At 70.2% G+C, this 18,577-nt stretch carries 18 protein-coding genes and 2 tRNA genes; 11 read left to right on the top strand and 9 right to left on the bottom strand.

Translation table 11 applies throughout. From position 1 onward, the window contains the following. The 3 genes from ABZ896_RS20490 to ABZ896_RS20480 all read left to right on the top strand — a co-directional run. A partial coding sequence (locus tag ABZ896_RS20490; RefSeq protein WP_360930650.1) for an AIM24 family protein occupies window positions 1-999 on the top strand: 999 nt, incomplete at its 5' end. 4 nt (window positions 1,000-1,003) lie between these two features. Further along, window positions 1,004-1,681, top strand: a complete 678-nt coding sequence (locus ABZ896_RS20485) for an AIM24 family protein (protein WP_360930647.1) — start codon at window positions 1,004-1,006, stop codon at window positions 1,679-1,681. A 17-nt stretch (window positions 1,682-1,698) separates the two neighbouring features. Beyond that, on the top strand, window positions 1,699-2,436 hold the full coding sequence (locus ABZ896_RS20480) for an AIM24 family protein (protein ID WP_360930644.1): 738 nt from the start codon (window positions 1,699-1,701) through the stop codon (window positions 2,434-2,436). Window positions 2,437-2,488: 52 nt separating this feature from the next. Here ABZ896_RS20480 and ABZ896_RS20475 read toward each other — a convergent pair whose 3' ends face one another. Both ABZ896_RS20475 and ABZ896_RS20470 read right to left on the bottom strand, forming a co-directional pair. Then, entirely contained in the window at window positions 2,489-3,001 is a 513-nt protein-coding gene (locus tag ABZ896_RS20475; protein WP_360930641.1) for an NUDIX hydrolase, read from the bottom strand. Further along, complete coding sequence (locus ABZ896_RS20470) at window positions 2,998-4,422, bottom strand: zinc-dependent metalloprotease (protein ID WP_360930638.1); 1,425 nt, start codon at window positions 4,420-4,422, stop codon at window positions 2,998-3,000. Before ABZ896_RS20470 ends, ABZ896_RS20475 begins: the two co-directional genes overlap by 4 nt. A gap of 192 nt (window positions 4,423-4,614) precedes the next feature. On the opposite strand from ABZ896_RS20470, the gene ABZ896_RS20465 reads away from it, so the two are divergent. The 4 genes from ABZ896_RS20465 to ABZ896_RS20450 all read left to right on the top strand — a co-directional run bounded on the left by ABZ896_RS20465 (window position 4,615) and on the right by ABZ896_RS20450 (window position 7,686). Continuing rightward, window positions 4,615-5,730, top strand: a complete 1,116-nt coding sequence (locus tag ABZ896_RS20465) for an SDR family oxidoreductase (RefSeq protein ID WP_360930635.1) — start codon at window positions 4,615-4,617, stop codon at window positions 5,728-5,730. A 45-nt stretch (window positions 5,731-5,775) separates the two neighbouring features. Continuing rightward, window positions 5,776-6,237, top strand: a complete 462-nt coding sequence (locus ABZ896_RS20460; RefSeq protein WP_360930632.1) for a molybdenum cofactor biosynthesis protein MoaE — start codon at window positions 5,776-5,778, stop codon at window positions 6,235-6,237. A 122-nt stretch (window positions 6,238-6,359) separates the two neighbouring features. After that, window positions 6,360-6,524: a hypothetical protein gene (locus tag ABZ896_RS20455; RefSeq protein WP_360930630.1), complete on the top strand. Its 165-nt coding sequence runs from the start codon at window positions 6,360-6,362 to the stop codon at window positions 6,522-6,524. Between the two features lie 67 nt (window positions 6,525-6,591). Continuing rightward, window positions 6,592-7,686, top strand: a complete 1,095-nt coding sequence (locus ABZ896_RS20450; RefSeq protein WP_360930627.1) for a PDZ domain-containing protein — start codon at window positions 6,592-6,594, stop codon at window positions 7,684-7,686. A 15-nt stretch (window positions 7,687-7,701) separates the two neighbouring features. On the opposite strand, the gene ABZ896_RS20445 is transcribed toward ABZ896_RS20450, so the two are convergent. After that, the gene (locus ABZ896_RS20445) at window positions 7,702-8,244 is read right to left on the bottom strand and encodes a PPA1309 family protein (RefSeq protein WP_360930624.1); all 543 of its coding nucleotides are present in this window, start codon (window positions 8,242-8,244) and stop codon (window positions 7,702-7,704) included. 162 nt (window positions 8,245-8,406) lie between these two features. Here ABZ896_RS20445 and ABZ896_RS20440 point away from each other — a divergent pair, with 162 nt between their 5' ends. From ABZ896_RS20440 to ABZ896_RS20425, 4 genes are all read left to right on the top strand, one after another. Then, the gene (locus ABZ896_RS20440; RefSeq protein ID WP_360930656.1) at window positions 8,407-11,355 is read left to right on the top strand and encodes a UPF0182 family protein; all 2,949 of its coding nucleotides are present in this window, start codon (window positions 8,407-8,409) and stop codon (window positions 11,353-11,355) included. A gap of 44 nt (window positions 11,356-11,399) precedes the next feature. Next, window positions 11,400-11,473: transfer RNA gene (locus tag ABZ896_RS20435), tRNA-Met, on the top strand. Window positions 11,474-11,646: 173 nt separating this feature from the next. Next, window positions 11,647-13,449, top strand: a complete 1,803-nt coding sequence (locus ABZ896_RS20430; protein ID WP_360930621.1) for a tetratricopeptide repeat protein — start codon at window positions 11,647-11,649, stop codon at window positions 13,447-13,449. Between the two features lie 140 nt (window positions 13,450-13,589). Further along, window positions 13,590-13,663, top strand: a tRNA-Met gene (locus ABZ896_RS20425). A gap of 48 nt (window positions 13,664-13,711) precedes the next feature. Here ABZ896_RS20425 and ABZ896_RS20420 read toward each other — a convergent pair. From ABZ896_RS20420 to hisN, 6 genes are all read right to left on the bottom strand, one after another. After that, the gene (locus ABZ896_RS20420) at window positions 13,712-14,857 is read right to left on the bottom strand and encodes an ABC transporter substrate-binding protein (protein WP_360930618.1); all 1,146 of its coding nucleotides are present in this window, start codon (window positions 14,855-14,857) and stop codon (window positions 13,712-13,714) included. Then, the gene (locus tag ABZ896_RS20415) at window positions 14,854-15,717 is read right to left on the bottom strand and encodes an ABC transporter permease (protein ID WP_360930616.1); all 864 of its coding nucleotides are present in this window, start codon (window positions 15,715-15,717) and stop codon (window positions 14,854-14,856) included. The genes ABZ896_RS20420 and ABZ896_RS20415 overlap by 4 nt, the downstream gene beginning before the upstream one ends. Then, a complete protein-coding gene (locus ABZ896_RS20410) occupies window positions 15,714-16,475 on the bottom strand; it encodes an ABC transporter ATP-binding protein (RefSeq protein WP_360930613.1) in 762 nt (253 codons plus the stop codon). Before ABZ896_RS20410 ends, ABZ896_RS20415 begins: the two co-directional genes overlap by 4 nt. A gap of 97 nt (window positions 16,476-16,572) precedes the next feature. Then, window positions 16,573-16,989 (bottom strand): Fur family transcriptional regulator, encoded by a 417-nt coding sequence (locus ABZ896_RS20405; protein WP_037720110.1) that lies wholly within the window; start codon window positions 16,987-16,989, stop codon window positions 16,573-16,575. Between the two features lie 180 nt (window positions 16,990-17,169). Further along, the gene (locus tag ABZ896_RS20400; RefSeq protein ID WP_360930609.1) at window positions 17,170-17,562 is read right to left on the bottom strand and encodes a CBS domain-containing protein; all 393 of its coding nucleotides are present in this window, start codon (window positions 17,560-17,562) and stop codon (window positions 17,170-17,172) included. 177 nt (window positions 17,563-17,739) lie between these two features. Then, window positions 17,740-18,540: a histidinol-phosphatase gene (gene hisN, locus ABZ896_RS20395; RefSeq protein WP_360930606.1), complete on the bottom strand. Its 801-nt coding sequence runs from the start codon at window positions 18,538-18,540 to the stop codon at window positions 17,740-17,742. Between the last annotated feature and the right edge of the window lie 37 nt (window positions 18,541-18,577).

Raw genomic sequence — 18,577 nt, 5'->3', positions numbered from 1 at the left:
ACGCCCGCGGCAGCACCGGCACCGCAGGCGCCCGCCCCGGCCCCCGCGTTCGCCCCGCCGCAGGCGCCCGCCGCCCAGCCCGCTCCGACGAGCCCGCAGATGTTCACGCCCCCGGGCCAGACTCAGCCCCCCGGCGGGACCCAGCCGCCCGGCCAGTCCCTGCCCCCCGGCCAGTCCCTGCCCCCCGGCCAGTACGCGCCACCCGGCCAGACCCTGCCCCCGGGCCAGTTCGCACCCCCCGGAGCCTCCGCCGGCCAGTTCGCCCCGCCCGGCGCTCCCGGGGCCTTCCCCGGTCAGGCGCAGCCCTTCGGCGGTACGCAGCTCGCGCCCGTGCCGCCGGAGGCGAACGTCCGGGTGGTGCTGACGAAGTACGCGGAGGCGCCCGTCGGCGACCGCTGGACCGAGCAGAACGCCAACCTGGTGCGGGCCACCCTCACCAAGGACACGCCGATCCTCGCCAAGCAGGGCAGCATGGTCGCCTACCAGGGCGACATCGACTTCGCCCACAAGGGCTCGGGGCTGCTCGGCAAGCTCACCGGCGCGCTCACCGGCCAGGGCATGTCCCTGATGCGCTGCACCGGCAACGGCGAGGTGTTCCTCGCCGACGAGGCCAGCCGGGTCTTCGTGATCCGCCTCCAGGGCGAGCAGCTCTACACCAGCGCCCAGGGCGTGCTCGCCTTCGACGAGACCCTGGAGACCGAGGTCCGCCGCATCGAGGGCGCGGGACTGCCCGGCGGCGGCTTCTTCAGCATGCTCTTCTCCGGCACCGGCGCGGTCGTCGTCAAGACCCGCGGCGTGCCCGTCGTGATCCCCGTCGGCCCGGCCACCTTCGTCGACGGCAACGCCGTCATCGCCTGGTCCGCGGGAGCGCAGGCGGTCACCACGACCTCGCTCAGGCTGCGTCGCTCCGGGTACGCCCGGCAGACCACCGAGGCCGTGAACCTCCAGTTCCGCGGCGCCCCCGGCAACTTCGTCGTCGTACAGCCCTTCGAGGTGTGAGGCCATGGACTCCCAGACTCTGAGTGCCCACCGCGCCGTCTCGACCGGCGTGCGCATGAGTGTGCACAGCTCCAAGACGCTCAAGGTCACGATGGTCACCGGCCACGACCTGATCGCCAAGGCCGGCTCGATGATCGCCTACGACGGCTATGTGCAGTTCGACGGGGCGCCCGCGAGCCTGCGCCGGTCGGCGGAGGAGATGGTCAGCGGTGAAGGCGGCCGGCTGATGCTGTGCCGCGGCGACGGCGACCTCTACCTCGCCGACTACGGCGGCGACATCCTCGTCCTGCATCTCAACGGCGAGGCGCTGTCGGTCAACGGCGCCACCCTGCTGGCCTGTGACGCCTCCCTGGAGCTGGCCATCGAGCCGGTCAAGGGGCTCGCCAAGCTGTCCGGCTCGGGCCTGACCAACCTCGTCATCAAGGGCACCGGCTGGGTCGCGCTGGTCAGCCGCGGTATCCCGATGGCCCTGGACTGCGCCGAACGCGAGACGTACGTCGACCCGGACGCGCTCGTCGCCTGGACCACCGGCCTGGAGATGAAGGCCCGCCGCACCATCAAGGCGTCCGCGCTGATCGGCCGGGGCAGCGGCGAGGCCTTCCAGATCGGCTTCAAGGGACAGGGCTTCGTGGTCGTCCAGCCCAGCGAGGACACCGGCGACCGATTCAAGATCCGGGGCTGAGGGGAGCACCGCACATCATGCACAGCACACTCTTCGCGCACGTCCCGGTGGAGTCCACCGGCCGCTACACCCTCCAGAACCCGCAGCTGCTGAAGACGGACGTCACCCAGGGCAGCAGCCCGGTGCTCGCCCGGCAGGGCGCCATGGTGGCCTTCGAGGGCCAGGTGGAGTTCGACAGCCAGTACCGCAACCGCAGCTGGCGCAACGCCGAGCGGATGACCGGCGAGCGCCTCGAACTCATGCGCTGCAAGGGCAACGGCATCGTCTACCTGGCCAACCTGGCCCAGCACCTGCACATCATGGAGGTCGGCAGCGGCATCACCGTCGACAGCTCCTATGTGCTCGCCTTCGACGGCTCGCTCGGCGTCGGGATCGTCGCCGTGGACAGCGCCGTCGAGGTGGCCTCCGCGGGCGCCTACAACCTGGAGCTGTCCGGCGCCGGGCAGGTCGTCCTCATGACCTCCGGCGAGCCGCTGTCGCTGGAGGTGAGCCCGGACAAGAACGTCTGCGTCGACTCCGACGCGGTCATCGCCTGGTCGACTTCCCTGCGCACACAGCTCCAGGCGCCGACCTCCACCTCCGGTGTGTGGCGTCGCCGGGGCACCACGGGCGAGGGCTGGGAGATGCACTTCTCCGGCACCGGCCACGTCCTGGTCCAGCCGAGCGAACTCCTGCCGCCGCAGGGCCTGCGCAACGGCGGGGTCCTCGGCCAGTTCGGCATGCGGGGCAACTCGCTCGGGGGCAGCAACAGCTGACGGCGGTACGGGTAAGGGGTGACCTCACCGAGAGGTCACCCCTTGCGCGCGTTCAGAGCCGTGTGAGAGTTGCCTGCAGAAGTCTCACCACGGACTCGTCGGTCACTTCGAAGACCTCGTCGTAGGCGAACCAGCGCAGGTCCAGGGACTCGTCGCTGATGGCCTCGACGGCCCCGGGGGGCGCGAGTGCCGCGTACTGCACGTCGAGATGCCAGGCACACGGAGTGTGATGGCGATCCAGGCGTACCGGCCCGTCCAGCAGTCGCAGTCCGGTGATGCCCGACTCCTCCGTCGCCTCGCGCAGGGCGGCCGCTGACAGGGTGTCGTCACTCGGCTCGCAGTGACCTCCCGTCTGCAACCACATGCCCAGCTTCTTGTGGAGAGTCAGCAGCACCTGTCCGCGCTCGGGGGCGACGATCAGAGCGCTTGCGGTGATGTGTCCCTCCTTGCAGGACTTCCACACGCCGTCCGGGTGGGCGGCGAGGTGGTCCAGGTAGGTCCGGCGAAGTTCTCCCTGGTCGTCGTACCGCTTCAGGACCAGGGACGCATCGTCGTGGAGGCTCACTCGGTGTCGTCGTCCTTCTTCAGGTTCGGTTTGTCGGCGGAGCCGTCCGCCGCCTCGCCCAGGAGCTTGTCCAGCTCGGAGAAGTCCAGCTGCTCGCGGTGCACGAAGCCGTCCGGGTCGTCCAGGTCGGAGGCGGTCGGCAGCATGTCCGGGTGGGCCCACAGGCCGTCCCGGCCGTCGACACCGCGCGCGTCCGTGAGCGAGGCCCACAGGCGGGAGGCGTCGCGCAGGCGGCGCGGGCGCAGCTCCAGGCCGATCAGCGTGGCGAAGGTCTGCTCCGCCGGGCCGCCCGAGGCGCGGCGGCGGCGCAGGGTCTCGCGCAGCGCGTCGGCGGACGTCAGACGCGGCTTCGCGGCCGCGTGGACCACCGCGTCCACCCAGCCCTCCACGAGCGCCAGAGCGGTCTCCAGACGGGCCAGGGCCGCCTTCTGCTCGGGTGTGTCCTCCGGCTGGAACATGCCCTGCTGGAGGGCCTCCTGGAGCTGCTCGGGGTTCTGCGGGTCGAACTGGCCGACCACGTCCTCCAGCTTGGCGGTGTCGACCTTGATCCCGCGGGCGTACCCCTCGACCGCGCCGAACAGGTGCGAGCGCAGCCACGGGACGTGGGCGAAGAGGCGCTGGTGGGCGGCCTCGCGCAGGGCGAGATACAGCCGCACCTCCTCCTTCGACACGCCGAGGTCCTTGCCGAACGCCTCGATGTTCACCGGCAGCAGCGCGGCCTTGCCGGCCGGGCCCAGGGGCAGGCCGATGTCGGAGGAGCCGACGACCTCGCCCGCGAGCATGCCGACGGCCTGCCCGATCTGGGTGCCGAACATGGCGCCGCCCATCGAGCGCATCATGCCGATCAGCGGGCCCGCCATGGCCTGCATCTCCTCCGGCAGGACGTCGCCCATGGCGTTGCCGACGCGCTCGGCGACCGGGTCCACGAGCTCCTTCCACGCGGGCAGGGTCGCCTCGACCCACTCCGCGCGGGACCACGCCACCGCGGAGCCCGCACCGGACGGCAGGGACGTGGCGTCGTCGAGCCACAGGTCCGCCAGGCGTACGGCCTCCTGGACCGCGGTGCGCTCGGCGGGGCCGACGCTCGCGTCCTTGGTGCCGTCCGGGGTGCCCTGGGAGACCGTCTGGCGGGCGATCTGCTTGGCCATGTCCCAGTTCACCGGGCCGCCCTCGTACGAGAGCATCTGGCCCAGCTGCTGGAAGGCGGCGCCCAGGTCGGTGGGGTTCAACGAACCGAACATGGCTGCGAGCGGATTGTCGGCACCAGGGGCGCCGAAGCCTCCGGCGCCGGGCAGCCCGCCAAAACCGAACGGGTTGGCCGGGCCCTGACCACCACCGCTCTGCTGGTCCTTCTTCTTGCCCTCGTCGCCGTCGTCCGGCTCCTCCGGCGGAAGGCCGAATCCGAATGGGGTGTCACTCACGGGATTCCTCGGCTGGTAAGGCCGCCGGTTGCCTCCGGCGGCGCGGCTGCCCGATAACACCACCCAGCGTAGACACCGCGGGCGGTTAGGGCCTCGGTGCTCCGCCGACTCTCGGCCTGCGGCAGGATGGATGCCACCTGGTACGTACGCGTCACTCGCGTTCCTACTGAAGACAACCGCTGGAGACGCCCGGTGAGTTCCCCTGATCCGCAGGTTCGCGCAGCGCGAAACCAGTCAACCAATCCCGTCGCGCGCGGGCCAGTCGTCGCGGTCACCGGTGCCGCGTCCGGCATCGGCGCGCTGCTCACCGAGCGGCTCGCCGCCTCCGAAGAGATCAAGCAGGTCGTGGCGCTGGACGAGCGCCGCGGTGAGTGCGCCGAGGCGCAGTGGCACATCCTGGACGTGCGGGATCCGGCCATCGCGGACAAGCTGCGGGGCGCCGACGTCGTGGTGCACCTCGCGCTCGACCTCGACCTGGAGACCGATTCCGCGGCGCGTACGGCGTACAACGTGCGCGGGACGCAGACCGTGCTGACCGCGGCCGCGGCGGCCGGTGTCCACCGGGTCGTGCTCTGCACCTCCGCGATGGTCTACGGCGCCCTTCCCGACAACGAGCTGCCCCTGTCCGAGGACGCCGAGCTGCGGGCGACCGCGGAGGCGACCGGGGTCGGGGACCTGCTGGAGATCGAGCGGCTGGCCCGGCGCGCGCCCCGGGCGCATCCCGGGCTCAATGTGACCGTCGTCCGGCCCGCCGTGCTGGTGGGCGGTGACACCGACACCGCTCTGACCAGGTACTTCGAGTCGCCGCGGCTGTTGGTCGTGGCCGGGTCGCGGCCCGCGTGGCAGTTCTGTCACGTCGAAGACCTGTGCAGTGCTCTCGAGTACGCGGTGCTGGAGAAGGTCGAGGGGGAGCTGGCCGTCGGGTGTGACGGGTGGCTGGAGCAGGAGGAGGTCGAGGAGCTCTCCGGGATCCGGCGGATGGAGCTGCCGTCGGCGGTCGCGCTGGGGGCGGCGGCCCGGCTGCACCGGATCGGGCTGACGCCGTCTCCGGCGGGGGATCTGGCGTACACGATGTATCCGTGGGTGGTGAGCGGGAGCCGGTTGCACGACGCGGGGTGGCGGCCGCAGTGGACCAATGAGGAGGTTCTCGCGGAGCTCCTGGAGGAGGTCGCCGGGCGGCACACGGTGGCCGGGCGGCGGCTGGGGCGCAAGGACGCGACGGCGGCGGGTGCGGCCGGCGCGACGGTGGCTCTGTTGGGTGCGGCCGCTGTTGTACGGCGGGCTCGTAAGGCGCGTCGGAGGATCTGACCTGGGTGGTTCCTGGATGTCAGAGCCGTGCGGCACGATGGAGTCATGGCATCTACGAACGAGCATCCCGGTGAGCTGGCCGCCGATGAGCCGATCAAGCTCATCGGTATTCGTGAGACCGCGCTCTCGCTCGACGAGGTCTTCCGGGCCGTCGGGGACGACTCCGCCGGGGGGACCGCGTTGTTCGTGGGGACCGTGCGGAATCACGACGGGGGTGCCGATGTCGACGCGCTCGGGTATTCGTGCCACCCCAGTGCCGAAGCCGAGATGCGGCGGGTCGCCGAGAAGGTCGTCGCGGAGTATCCGGTGCGGGCGCTCGCCGCGGTGCACCGGGTCGGGGAGCTGGCCGTCGGGGATCTCGCCGTCGTCGTCGCCGTGTCGTGTCCGCACCGGGGCGAGGCGTTCGAGGCCTGTCGCAAGCTGATCGACGACCTCAAGCACGAGGTGCCCATCTGGAAGCACCAGAGGTTCTCCGACGGTACGGAGGAGTGGGTCGGCGCCTGCTGACCTGCTTCCGGTTGCGTAACCGCCCCCCTGCCATGAGCGTTGTCAGTGCGGATGGTTAATCTGCTGATCCGTCAGTTCTCGCGGTTGCGCAGAGTTGCTCAGATTGGGGTCGGGAGGTCGGCATGGGCGCGCTCGTCTGGTTGTTGATTCCGTTTGTGGCAGCCGTAGCCGCCGGTCTGTGGGGCAGCTGGGCCACCCGGACCCGCAGAGTGCGCAGCGACGGCCCCGAACTCGACGGGTACGCCCGTTTCCGCGCCGCCATGGAGAAGTCGCACTCCGGCGTGTGATCCCGTGCGACGGGGTGACGGGGCGCCCTGACGATGGACTGACAGGAGCGTCCCGTACTGTCGTTCCATGCCACGCCGCACCGCGACGATGCTCGCCTCCACTCTGATGCTGATCGCCATCCTGTGCGCCGGAGTGCTCATCGAGACGCCCTACTCCGAGATGTCGCCCGGTCCCACGGTGAACACGCTCGGGGACCACGGCGGTGAGCCGGTGCTCCAGATCTCCGGACGCAAGACCTATCCGACGACCGGTCACCTCAACATGACGACCGTCCGGGTCACGAGCGCCGACTACAAGATGAACCTCGTCGAGGCCGTCTACGGCTGGCTCTCGCACGACAACAAGGTCGTGCCGCACGACACCCTCTACCCGGACGGCCAGACCGAGGAGCAGTCGACCCAGGAGAACGCCGAGGAGTTCAGCCAGTCCCAGGAGAGCGCCAAGGTCGCGGCCCTGAAGCAGCTGGACGTCCCCGTGCAGTCCTGGGTGATCGTCTCGACCGTCGTCAAGGACTCCCCGGCCGAGGGCAGGCTGCACGCCGGTGACGTCATCAAGGCCGTGGACGGTACGGCCGTGAAGGCGCCGGAGGACGTCGCCAAGCTGGTGACCAAGCACCAGCCCGGCGAGAAGGTCGTCTTCACGATCGTGCCCGCCAAGGAGCAGGCCGCCGCCGAGAAGGCGCAGAAGACGGCGACGAAGACCGAGGACGTCACGATCACGACCAAGGCCTCGGACGACGAGGGCGAGAAGCGCGCCATCGTGGGGATCGCGGCCGGGACCGACCACACCTTCCCGTTCACCATCGACATCAAGCTCGCCGACGTGGGCGGGCCGAGCGCCGGCCTCATGTTCGCGCTCGGCATCTACGACAAGCTCACCCCGGGCAGTCTGACCGGCGGGAAGTTCGTCGCGGGCACCGGGACGATCGACGACGACGGCAAGGTCGGTCCGATCGGCGGCATCGAGATGAAGACGGTCGGCGCGCGCGACAAGGGCGCGCAGTACTTCCTGACGCCCGCCGACAACTGCGCGGCCGCCGCCGAGGACACCCCCGGCGGGCTCACCCTCGTGAAGGTGAACACCATCCAGGACGCCCTCGGCGCGCTCAAGGACATCCGCGAGGGCAAGACGTCCGACCTGCCGAAGTGCACGAAGAGCTAACTCTCGAGCTTCGGGCTACTCCTCGAACGTCGCCGACAGGGCCTCCGCCAGGCCCGGCACCAGATCGCGGCCCGTGAGGACATCCGTCGGGGAGTCCTTCTCGCGCAGGCGCAGGGCCGACTCGCGGGTGCCGTCGCGCAGCACCGCCACCGTCATCCTGACCTCCTGACGGTCCGGGTGCTCGGCGACCCACTTCGCCAGCCTGCCCTCGCTCAGCCCCTGCGGGACGGACGCCTCGGCGGACGGCGGCAGCATCAGGCGCTCCACGGTGAGCGCGCAGCCCACCACCGCGTCCGGCCAGGCGATGGTGCCGAGGAACTCGTCGAGTGGCTTGTCCGCCGGCACCTCGTCCTGCTCGATCGGGGTGAGGCCCGCGGACGCCTGCTCGTCCTCCAGACCGAGCTGGCTCGCGAGAGCGGGTTCCTGGACGCGCAGCCGTGCGGTGTCTACGAGGGCGAAGAGGCGGGCGGGCTGGTCCCAGCCGAGGCCGGAGGCGTACTCGTCGATCTCGAGAACGGCCCGGGTGAGCGGGCTGGCCGCCATGGGAGTGTTGGACATGGTCACAATCCTGCCTCGTTAGTCACCGATATCGGGAACCGAGTAAACGGTGAGTAAGTTGCATAGGTGTGGGCCCGCGATCACGGGGGGCCACGGAGGCCCGCGAAACCGGGGGCCTGACGGATCGACAGCGACTTCGAGGTGCGCACCTTGGCTTTCCAGATGCCGGACCGCGGCGGAGGCCCGACGGGGCCACGGATCAGAGTGGGCCGCCCCTCCCGGCGCGTCCGCACCCTGCTCATGACACTGGGCGTGCTGGCCGTTCTCGGCATGGCGTTCACCATGTTCGCGGGGTTCTGGACGGACTGGCTCTGGTACCGCTCGGTGAACTACTCGTCCGTGTTCACCACCACCCTGTGGACCAAGATCGGGCTGTTCTTCGTCTTCGGCCTGCTGATGGCGCTGGCCGTCGGCGTCAACATCTGGCTCGCTCATCGGCTGCGCCCGCCGCTGAGCGCCATGTCGATGGAGCAGCAGAACCTCGACCGCTACCGCATGGGCATCGCGCCGTACAAGAGGTGGCTGCTGCTCGGGATCACCTCGCTGGTGGGCCTGATCGCCGGAGCCTCGGCGTCGAGCCAGTGGCGGACCTGGCTGATGTGGGTCAACGGCGTCTCCTTCGGCAAGAAGGACCCGCAGTTCCACCTCGACATCTCCTTCTACACCTTCGACCTGCCCTGGTACCGCTTCCTGCTCGGCTTCGGCTTCGCGGCCGCGATCCTCTCGGTGATCGCCGCCGCGCTCACGCACTACCTGTACGGCGGCCTGAGGGTCACCTCGCCGGGTGCGCGGGCCACGGCCGCCGCGACGGGGCATCTGTCGGTGCTGCTCGGCGTCTTCGTCGCGCTGAAGGCCGTCGCGTACTGGCTCGACCGGTACGGCCTCGCGGTCAAGTCCAGCGACTTCAAGGCGACGGACAGCTGGACGGGCCTCAGGTACGTCGACGCCAACGCCTATCTGCCGGCCAAGACGATCCTGTTCTGCATCGCCGTCATCTGCGCGCTGCTGTTCTTCGCGACCCTGTGGCGGCGCACCTGGCAGCTGCCGGTGATCGGCTTCGGTCTGATGGTGCTCTCGGCGATCCTCATCGGCGGGCTGTACCCGGCGATCGTCCAGAAGTTCCAGGTCCAGCCGAACGAGCAGGCCAAGGAAGCGCCGTACGTCACGAAGAACCTCAAGGCGACGCGTGAGGCGTACGGCATCAACGACACCCAGGTCACCGAGTACGACGGCAAGGCGACCACCACGGACAAGACCAAGCTGCGCGACGACGTCGCCGACGCGGCCAGCATCCGTGTCATGGATCCCAACATCGTCTCGCCGACCTTCCAGCAGCTCCAGCAGATGCGTAACTACTACGCCTTCCCGACCAACCTGGACGTCGACCGCTACAGCAAGGACGGCGCCGACCAGGACACGGTCATCGGTCTGCGGGAGCTGAACCTCGCGGGCATCCCGAAGAACAACTGGATCAACGACCACTTCCGCTACACCCACGGCTACGGCGTGGTCGCCGCGAAGGGCACCGAGGCCGACGCCGAGGGCCGCCCGGTCTTCACCGAGTCCAACCTGCCCTCGCAGGGTGACCTCGGGACGTACCAGCAGCGGGTCTACTACGGCGAGAAGACCACCGAGTACTCGATCGTCGGCGGTCCCCAGAAGGAGATCGACTACTCCGACGACTCCGGTGAGAAGACCTACAGCTACGAGGGCAAGAGCGGGGTCAACCTCTCCAACCCGGTCAACCGGGCCGCGTACGCGGTGGCGTTCAGCGAGCCGCAGATCCTCTACTCCGGAGCGATCGGCGACGGCTCGCGGATCCTGTACAACCGCACGCCCAAGCAGCGCGTCGAGGCGGTGGCCCCCTGGCTCACCATCGACGGCGACGCCTACCCGGCGGTGGTGCAGGGCAGGATCCAGTGGATCGTCGACGCCTACACGACGACCAACGGCTACCCCTACTCCTCGCGTACGACCCTCGGCGACACGACGGCCGACTCGCTGACCGCGACCAACAACTCGCGCGCGGTGGTGGCCCAGCAGAACCAGGTCAACTACATCCGCAACTCGGTGAAGGCGACCGTCGACGCGTACACCGGCCAGGTCAAGCTCTACCAGTGGGACACCGAGGACCCGGTCCTCAAGACCTGGATGAAGGCGTTCCCGGGCACGGTGGAGCCGAAGAAGGACATCTCCACCCACCTGATGGCCCATCTGCGGTACCCGCAGGACCTGTTCAAGGTCCAGCGCGAACTGCTGGCGCGCTACCACGTCGAGGACGCGGACACCTTCCTCAGCGGCAGCGAGGTGTGGCAGGTGCCGGACGACCCGACCAACAAGTCGGGCGACGCGGTGCCGCCGTACTACCTCAGCATGAAGATGCCGGACCAGGCGTCACAGGCGTTCTCGCTGACGACGACGTTCACGCCCAACGGGCGGGACAACCTGGCCGCGTTCATGTCGGTCGACGCCGAGGCGGGCACCAGTGACTACGGCAAGATCAGAATCCTGAAACTGCCGACCAACACCACGGTCAACGGGCCCAAACAGGTGCAGAGCCAGTTCAACTCCGAACAGGACATCGCCGAGACGATCAGCCTCCTCAACAGAGGCGATTCCAATGTCGAGTACGGCAACCTCCTGACGGTGCCGCTCGACGGGGGCCTGTTGTACGTCGAGCCGGTCTACGTCCGCGGTGGCGGGCTCAAGTACCCACTGTTGCGCAAGGTGTTGGTGACCTACGGCGGCAACACCGCCTTCGAGGACACCCTCGACGAGGCCCTCAACAAGGTGTTCGGCACGACGGACACGTCCACCGAGCCACCGGAGGACGACGGCGGGACGACCACCAACCCACCGCCGACGTCCAGCAACCCGACGGTCCAACAGGCCCTGGACGACGCCCAGAAGGCCTTCGACGCCGGCCAGGCAGCCCTGAAGAAGGGCGACTGGGAGGCGTACGGCAGGGCGCAGAAGGATCTGGAGGACGCGCTGCAGCGGGCCGAGGACGCGCAGAGCGCGGCGGACAAGAAGACCAGCGGCACGGCGAAGCCCAGCAGCAGTCCGAGTCCGAGCGGCACTCCGAAGCCGAGCAGCAGTCCCAGCGGCTGATCAAATGCCCACCCCCGCGCCGTGATACGGTTGCGACACAACGGCGCGGGGTGGAGCAGCTCGGTAGCTCGCTGGGCTCATAACCCAGAGGTCGCAGGTTCAAATCCTGTCCCCGCTACTGAAAGCGAAGGCCCGGATCCTCTTGAGGATCCGGGCCTTCGTGGTGTGCCGCGGGTGGCGGTCGGGGGGAATGTGTTTGACTTGTCGTTCTGTGGGCATGTCGACAAAACGCTGAAGTGACCTCACTGGCTGCGGTATACCAGGTGTACCCGGGTTGCAGGTGGTGCGACGATGGACGTTATGGGGGACAAGGCAACTCTGTTCGAGACAGGGCGTTTTGTGCAACCTTCCGGTCAGGACGGGGCCGCGGAGGTGGCTGACGACGCCGCCGAGGAGCTCCGGCAGCGCCTCGCGGCCGAGGCCGGTGACGTCGAGGCGATGAGCGTCCTCGGGGCCCTGCTGCTGCGCCGCGGTGATCTCGACGGAGCCGAGCCCCAGTTGCGTGCCGCCACCGCCGCCGGGGACCGTGCCGCCGCCAACAACCTGGGTGTCCTGCTGCACCAGCGCGGCTATGCCGAGGACGCGGCCGGCTGGTGGCGGATCGCCGCCGTCGCCGGGTCCGCGCCGGCCGCGCACGCCCTCGGACGCCACCACCGCGAGCGGGGCGACGAGCCCGCCGCCGAGTACTGGCTGCGCCAGTCCGCCCAGCAGGGGCACACGCTGGGCGCCTACGCCCTCGCCGACCTCCTGGAGCACCGCGGGGACGCCGACGCCGACCGCTGGATGCGGACCGCGGCCGAGCGGGGGCACCGGGAGGCCGCGTACCGGCTGGCGCGCGCCCTCGACCGCAGGGCAGGAGCCGACACCGAGGACGCCGGTACCGGGCCGGAGGAGGCCGAGCAGTGGTACCGGCAGGCCGCCGCGCGCGGGCACCGGCGGGCCGCCCTGCAGCTCGGGGCGATCCTGGAGCGGCGCGGGGAACTCAAGGAGGCCGGGCGCTGGTATCTGACCTCCGCCAAGGACGGCGAGGCGCGGGCCGCCTGCGCGCTCGGGTTCCTGCTGCGGGACGCCGGGGACACCGAGAGCGCCGCCGTGTGGTGGCTGCGCGCCGCCCAGGACGGCGACGGCAACGCGGCCAACGCGCTGGGCGCGCTGCACGCCGAGCGCGGCGAGCCGCAGACCGCCGAGCGGTGGTACCGGGCGGCGATGGACGCGGGCGACGACAACGGCGCGTACAACCTCGGGCTGCTCTGCGCCGAGCAGGGACGCGTCGCGCAGGCCGAGCAGTGGTATCGGCGTGCCGCGTACGCGGGGCACCGGGAGGCGGCCAACGCGCTCGCGATCCTGCTGCTCCAGGGCGGCGACACCGCCGGGGCCGAGCCGTGGTTCTCCAAGGCCGCGGAGGCCGGGAGCGTGGACGCCGCGTTCAACCTCGGGATCCTCTTCGCCGGGCGCGGGGAGGACGGGGTCGCGCTGCGCTGGTACGAGCGGGCGGCCGCCGCCGGGCACACCGAGGCCGCGCTCCAGGTCGGGATCGCCCGGCTGCGGGACGGGGACGAGGCGGACGCGGAGCGGTACCTGCGGTGTGCGGCGGGAGGTGGCAGCGCGGAGGCCGCGTACCGGCTGGCGACCGTGCTGGACGCTCGGCGGCCGCCGGTGCCGGCGCACTCCCTCGGGGAGTCCGCGGAGCTGGACAAGAGCGAGTGCGAGGAGTGGTACGAGCGGGCGGCGACGCAGGGGCACCGGCGGGCCCAGGTGCGGGTCGGGATGCTGGCGGCGGCCCGGGGGGATGTCGTGGAGGCGGCCCGGTGGTACCGGGAGGCGGCCGAGGCGGGGTCTCGGAACGGGGCGTTCAATCTGGGGCTGCTGTTGGCTCGCGAGGGCAGTGAGCCGGAGGCGGCCGTGTGGTGGACCCGGGCTGCCGATGCGGGGCATGGGCGGGCGGCGTTGCGGTTGGCGCTCGTCTACGCGCGTGGGGGTGAGCTGGCGGAAGGGCAGCGGTGGGCCGACCGTGCGGTGGCTTTGGGGCCGGCTGAGGTTTCTGAGCGGGCGGCTCGGTTGCGGGATGCGCTCAGAGAAGAGCTGTCCGCCTGAGGGGGTGCCTCGTAGGTCGTACGGCGGCTGCGGGGCGGTGGGGGTTGTTCGCGCAGTTCCCCGCGCCCCTTAGGTGGGTGCGGTGCAGGGAAACCGATTTGCTTGTGTCCTCACCTCTCACGTACTGTTCCATTCATCGACGCGGGGTGGAGCAGCTCGGTAGCTCGCTGGGCTCATAACCCAGAGGTCGCAGGTTCAAATCCTGTCCCCGCTACTGAAGGCCTAGGGCCGGAATCCGAGAGGGTTCCGGCCCTAGGTGCGTTCATGGGCGGTGGCCCACCGCTTCCTCGTACAGGGTTCTGTTCACCGTCTTCGATTCCGGTAGCGAGCCTCCCTCGACTGCTCCCTGTGCCTTGTACGCGGCCTGGAGACGGTCCGTCGTGCCCTTGCGGATCTCCCAGTCCATGCGGAGGGACGGGGTGGACCTCAGGATCGTCTCGTCCGTCTTCAGGAGCTTGGCGAGGTAGGTGACGAAGGTCGCGTCCGACTTGTAGTCGCCGGCGAAGTAGGTGTTGACCGTGCGGATGTAGGCGCGGAGCAGGGCCACTCCCGCGTCCACGTCGTCGTTCAGCAGGCTCGGGCCGTACAGCATTCCGCCCAGGGGCTCGCCCAGCGGCTGGCCGCCCAGGAAGGCGTAGCCGGGCTTGCCGTCGACCCTGCGCCAGACCGGGTCGAGGAGCCAGGCCGAGTCGACCCCGCCGTTCTGGAGGGCCGTGAGGACGTCCGCGGAGCCGAGTTGTTGGTACTGGATCCTGTCCAGGCCGCCACCGTGGCTCTTCAGGGCCTTCTCCATGGGGTAAGCGATCACCGAGCCCTTGCCGATCATCGTGCCCATCCTGCGGCCGGCCATCTTCACCTGGTCGGCGTTCTCCCCATCCCCGAGCTTCACCCACAGGCCGCTCTTCGACTTCGGGTCGGGGGAGAAGTTCCCGGCGACCCAGCGGATGTCGAAACCGCCCCGGACGCCGTTCACGACCGCCGCCTCGGGGGCCGCCCAGAGCGCGTCGATGTCGCCCTTCGCGAGCAGGGGGAGGGAGTCCGGGGTCGGCAGCACCTTCAGGGTGACGTCCAGGCCCTCCTTCTTGAACTCGCCCTTGTCCAGGGCGACTTCCAGCGGTGCCACATACTCCGCGCTCAGCGTGCCCGTCGCGATCGTCACCTTGCGGGGCTTCGAGAGGGGTACGGCCGCCGGCGTGCCCGTGTCGCAGCGGGCCGGGGCGCGGGTGGGGGAGAGGTCCGACGGGTCCGTCCAGGAACCCGAGCCGCAGCCCGCCACCGGGCGCACGGTCCGGGGCGCACCCCCGGGCGCCTGGGACTCCGAGCCCGGTGTGGAGTGTGACGTGCAGGAGAGAAGCGAGGTGAGCAGGGCTCCTACGGCGACTGCGCGGCCGTAAAAAAGGATGTTCACGACTGGCCCCTTCCACGGTCTCTCGGTGCCCACGGGGTGAGCAATCGGCCCAGGAGGCGCACCAGTTCGGAGAAGAGGACTCCGAGGGCGGCCACGCAGACGATGCCGACGAACATCACGTCGTTCTGGAACAGTGCGCGCGAGTCGAAGATCAGGTGGCCCAGGCCGTTTGTCGCGGCGATCTGTTCCGAGGCGACGATCACCAGGACCGCCACGCCCGCCGCGATCCGGGCGCCCACCAGGACGGCCGGGAGGGAGGCGGGGAGCAGGACGTGGCGGAACATCTGCCAGGGCGAGGCGCCGAAGACGCGGCCCGCGTCGCGGTGGCCGGAGGGGATCGCGAGGACCGCGGACATCGTGGAGATCCACACGAAGAAGAAGACCGTCGCCGCGACCAGGGCGATCTGGGGGCCCTCGCCCAGGCCGAACATGTTGAGGAAGATCGGGAGGAGGGCGAGTTTGGGGACGACGTACAGGGCGTCCAACAGCGGTTCCAGGGCCGCCCGTACGAGGGAGAGCGAGCCCATCAACAGGCCCAGGGCGTAGCCCGCCGCGGTGCCGACGGCGTAGCCCGCCAGGACGCGTTTCAGGGTGGCCCACACGTCCGGCCAGAGGTCGCCGGCCGCCGCGCGGTCCCAGCCGTCGGCCAGGATCGTGGAGGGGGCCGGGTAGACGCGGTCGTCGATCCAGGCCTGGGTGGCGGCCAGTTGCCACAGGAGGATCAGGAGGATGGGGACCGCTAGCGCCAACGACAGTTCCAGGGTGCGGCGTCGGCGGTGGGTGCGGGTGGGGTGGAGTTCTTCCGGGCCCGGGCGGCGGACCAGGACGGTTTCCTTCTCGTGGGTGGTCAACGTCGTCATGCCGGTATCGCCTCCTTGCGCAGCAGATCCCACAACTCGCTCTTCAGGGCGGTGAATTCAGGCGTGGAGCGGATGTCGCCGGTGCGCGGGCGGGGGAACGGCGGGTGGTGTTCGGCGAGGAGTCGGCCGGGGCGGGCGGACATCACCAGGACGCGGTCGCCGAGGACGATCGCCTCCTCCAGGCTGTGGGTGATGAACAGGGTGGTGGTGCGCAGGGATTGGGTGAGGTCCAGCAGCTCGTCCTGGAGGATCGTGCGCAGTTGGGCGTCGAGGGCGGCGAACGGCTCGTCCATCAGGAGGAGTTCGGGTTCCACGGCCAACGCCCGTGCGATCGCGACGCGTTGGCGCATGCCGCCGGAGAGCGTCGAGGGGTAGGCGTCCGCGAAGTCCGCCAGGCCCATGCGGGCGAGCCACTCGTCGGTGCGGGCGTTCGCCTCGCGGCGCGGGACGCGCTGGACGTCCAGGCCGAAGCGGACGTTGGCGCGGACGGTCTTCCAGTCGTAGATGCCGTAGTCCTGGAAGATCATGGCGGCCGGGCGCGGGGTGCGGGTGCGGATCTCCAGGGTGCCCGTGCTCGGGCGGAGCAGGCCCGCCGCGATGCGCAGGAGCGTGGACTTGCCGCAGCCCGAGGGGCCGACCAGACAGACGAACTCGCCCGGGGCGACGGTGAGATCGAGCGGGCCGAGGGCGTCGACGGACCGGGGCGGGCGGCCGAAGGTGCGGGTGAGGGTGGTGGCGTGGAGTGTGGGCTGTGACATTCCCACGACGATATGACGGTCCGTCAGATTCAGGAAGCCTGTGGGTACCACAAAGCCCCGGCGTCCGCCTGGGGCGCCGGGGCTTCGGTGGGGTTCGTTACGCGGCCGCGCAGTTGGGGCACACGCCGCGGTACGTCACCTCGACGTCCGAGACCGTGAAGCCGAAGCGCTCGGAGTCGGGGAGGTCGGCCATCGGGTTGCCCGTCGGGTGCACGTCCCGGATCGCGCCGCACTGCGCGCACACCAGGTGGTGGTGCGGACGGTGGGCGTTGGGGTCGTAGCGCTTGGCGCGCTTGTCGGTCGCGACCTCCAGCACCTCGCCGAGGGAGACCAGCTCGCCCAGGGTGTTGTAGACGGTCGCCCGGGAGATCTCGGGCAGCTTGGCCACGGCGCGTGCGTGGACCTCGTCGGCCGTCAGGTGGACGTGTTCGCCGTCGAGGACCTCGGCCACGACGCGCCGCTGCGCGGTCATCCGCCAGCCGCGGCCGCGCAGTCGTTCCAAAAGGTCGCTCATGCGTCCAGCTTAACAGCCGGAGACCAGATTCCGAATGGGTGTTACTTTGGAGGCGAGATCGATTTGGACTCAGTCCAATGTAGATTGGTGGCGGGCTACGACGGGTGGCCGGAGGGATCCGGCACTGGACCGCTTGTCGTAGCCCGCTTTCCGTGCCCGCTTGCTGTCGGGGCCGGTGCGCTAGGCCGGTACGCGCTGTCGGGCCGGGGCCCAGCAGCGGATGATGTCGCGGACCGAGACGATGCCGACGGGTTCACCGCGGTCGAGGACGATCAGATGCCGGAAGCCGCCGTGCGCCATCGCGTGCGCGGCCTCCTCCAAGGTCCAGGTCGGAGCGGCGAAGACGACGTCGTTCGTGGTGTGGGCGTGGGTGGCCTCCGTGTCCGGGCTCTGGCCCAGGCCCACGGAGTTGAGGATGTCGCGCTCGGTCAGAATGCCGATGCCGGTGCCGTCGGGATCGAGGACGACGGCCGCGCCGACCCGGCGGGCGGACATCAGGGCGGCGGCCTGGCGGAGGGTGTGGGCGGGGCCGATGGTGAGGACCACCGTGCTCATGGCGTCGCGTACGAGCATGGGTGCGGAGTCACCTCCAAAGGCAGCACTGACTTAGTTCACCCCCGGCGCCGGAGGCGCCTAATTCAGCACTGCACAAGTTCACAAACGAGGGTCCTCTCAGAGTCGCAGGTAAAGCGGGGGTCAACAAGGGGGCGCGGGTCGCCGATTGAGGGCGCACGCGCTCATCTGTGACTTTCAGTACCGCTCGTTCAGATACCCCAGCAGTTCGTCGTGGAGCAGCCCGTTGGAGGCTGCCGCGTTGCCGCTGTGGGGGCCCGGGCGGCCGTCGAGGCCGGTGAAGGAGCCGCCGGCCTCTGTCACGATGATCGCGTTCGCGGCCATGTCCCAGAGGGAGAGTTCCGGTTCGGCGCAGATGTCGACCGCGCCCTCGGCGACCAGCATGTAGGGCCAGAAGTCGCCGTACGCGCGCGTGCGCCACACCTCGCGGGTCAGGTCCAGGAAGCCGCCGAGGCGCCCCTGGTCCTCCCAGCCGGAGAGCGAGGAGTACGCGAAGGAGGCGTCCGAGAGCTTGCCGACCTGGGAGACGCGCAGCCGGGAGGCGGAGGTCAGGCTGCGGCCCGTGAACGCGCCGTGGCCCTTCGCGGCCCACCAGCGGCGGCCGAGCGCGGGGGCGGAGACGACCCCGACGACCGGCTGGTAGCCGCCCTCGGCCGCCTCCATCAGGGAGATCAGCGTCGCCCAGACGGGGACACCGCGGACGTAGTTCTTCGTGCCGTCGATCGGGTCGACGACCCAGCGGCGAGGGCCGGTGCCCTGGAGGCCGTACTCCTCGCCGAGGACCGCGTCCCGCGGGCGGGCGCGCTGGAGGTGGCCGCGGACGAGTTCCTCGGCGGCCTTGTCCGCCTCGCTCACCGGGGTCATGTCGGGCTTCGTCTCGACCTTGAGGTCCAGCGCCTTGAAGCGGTCCATGGTGGTGGCGTCGGCCGCGTCCGCGAGGACATGGGCGAAACGGAGATCGTCGAGGTAGTCCGGCATGTGACGAACGGTATCCGGCAAGGTCGGGCAGGGGCTA

It is taken from the genome of Streptomyces sp. NPDC047072, from assembly GCF_040643855.1.
In the GTDB taxonomy this organism is placed as follows: domain Bacteria; phylum Actinomycetota; class Actinomycetes; order Streptomycetales; family Streptomycetaceae; genus Streptomyces.
The sequence above is the reverse complement of the archived record's forward strand: the minus strand, read 5'-3'. Positions and strand labels throughout refer to the sequence as shown.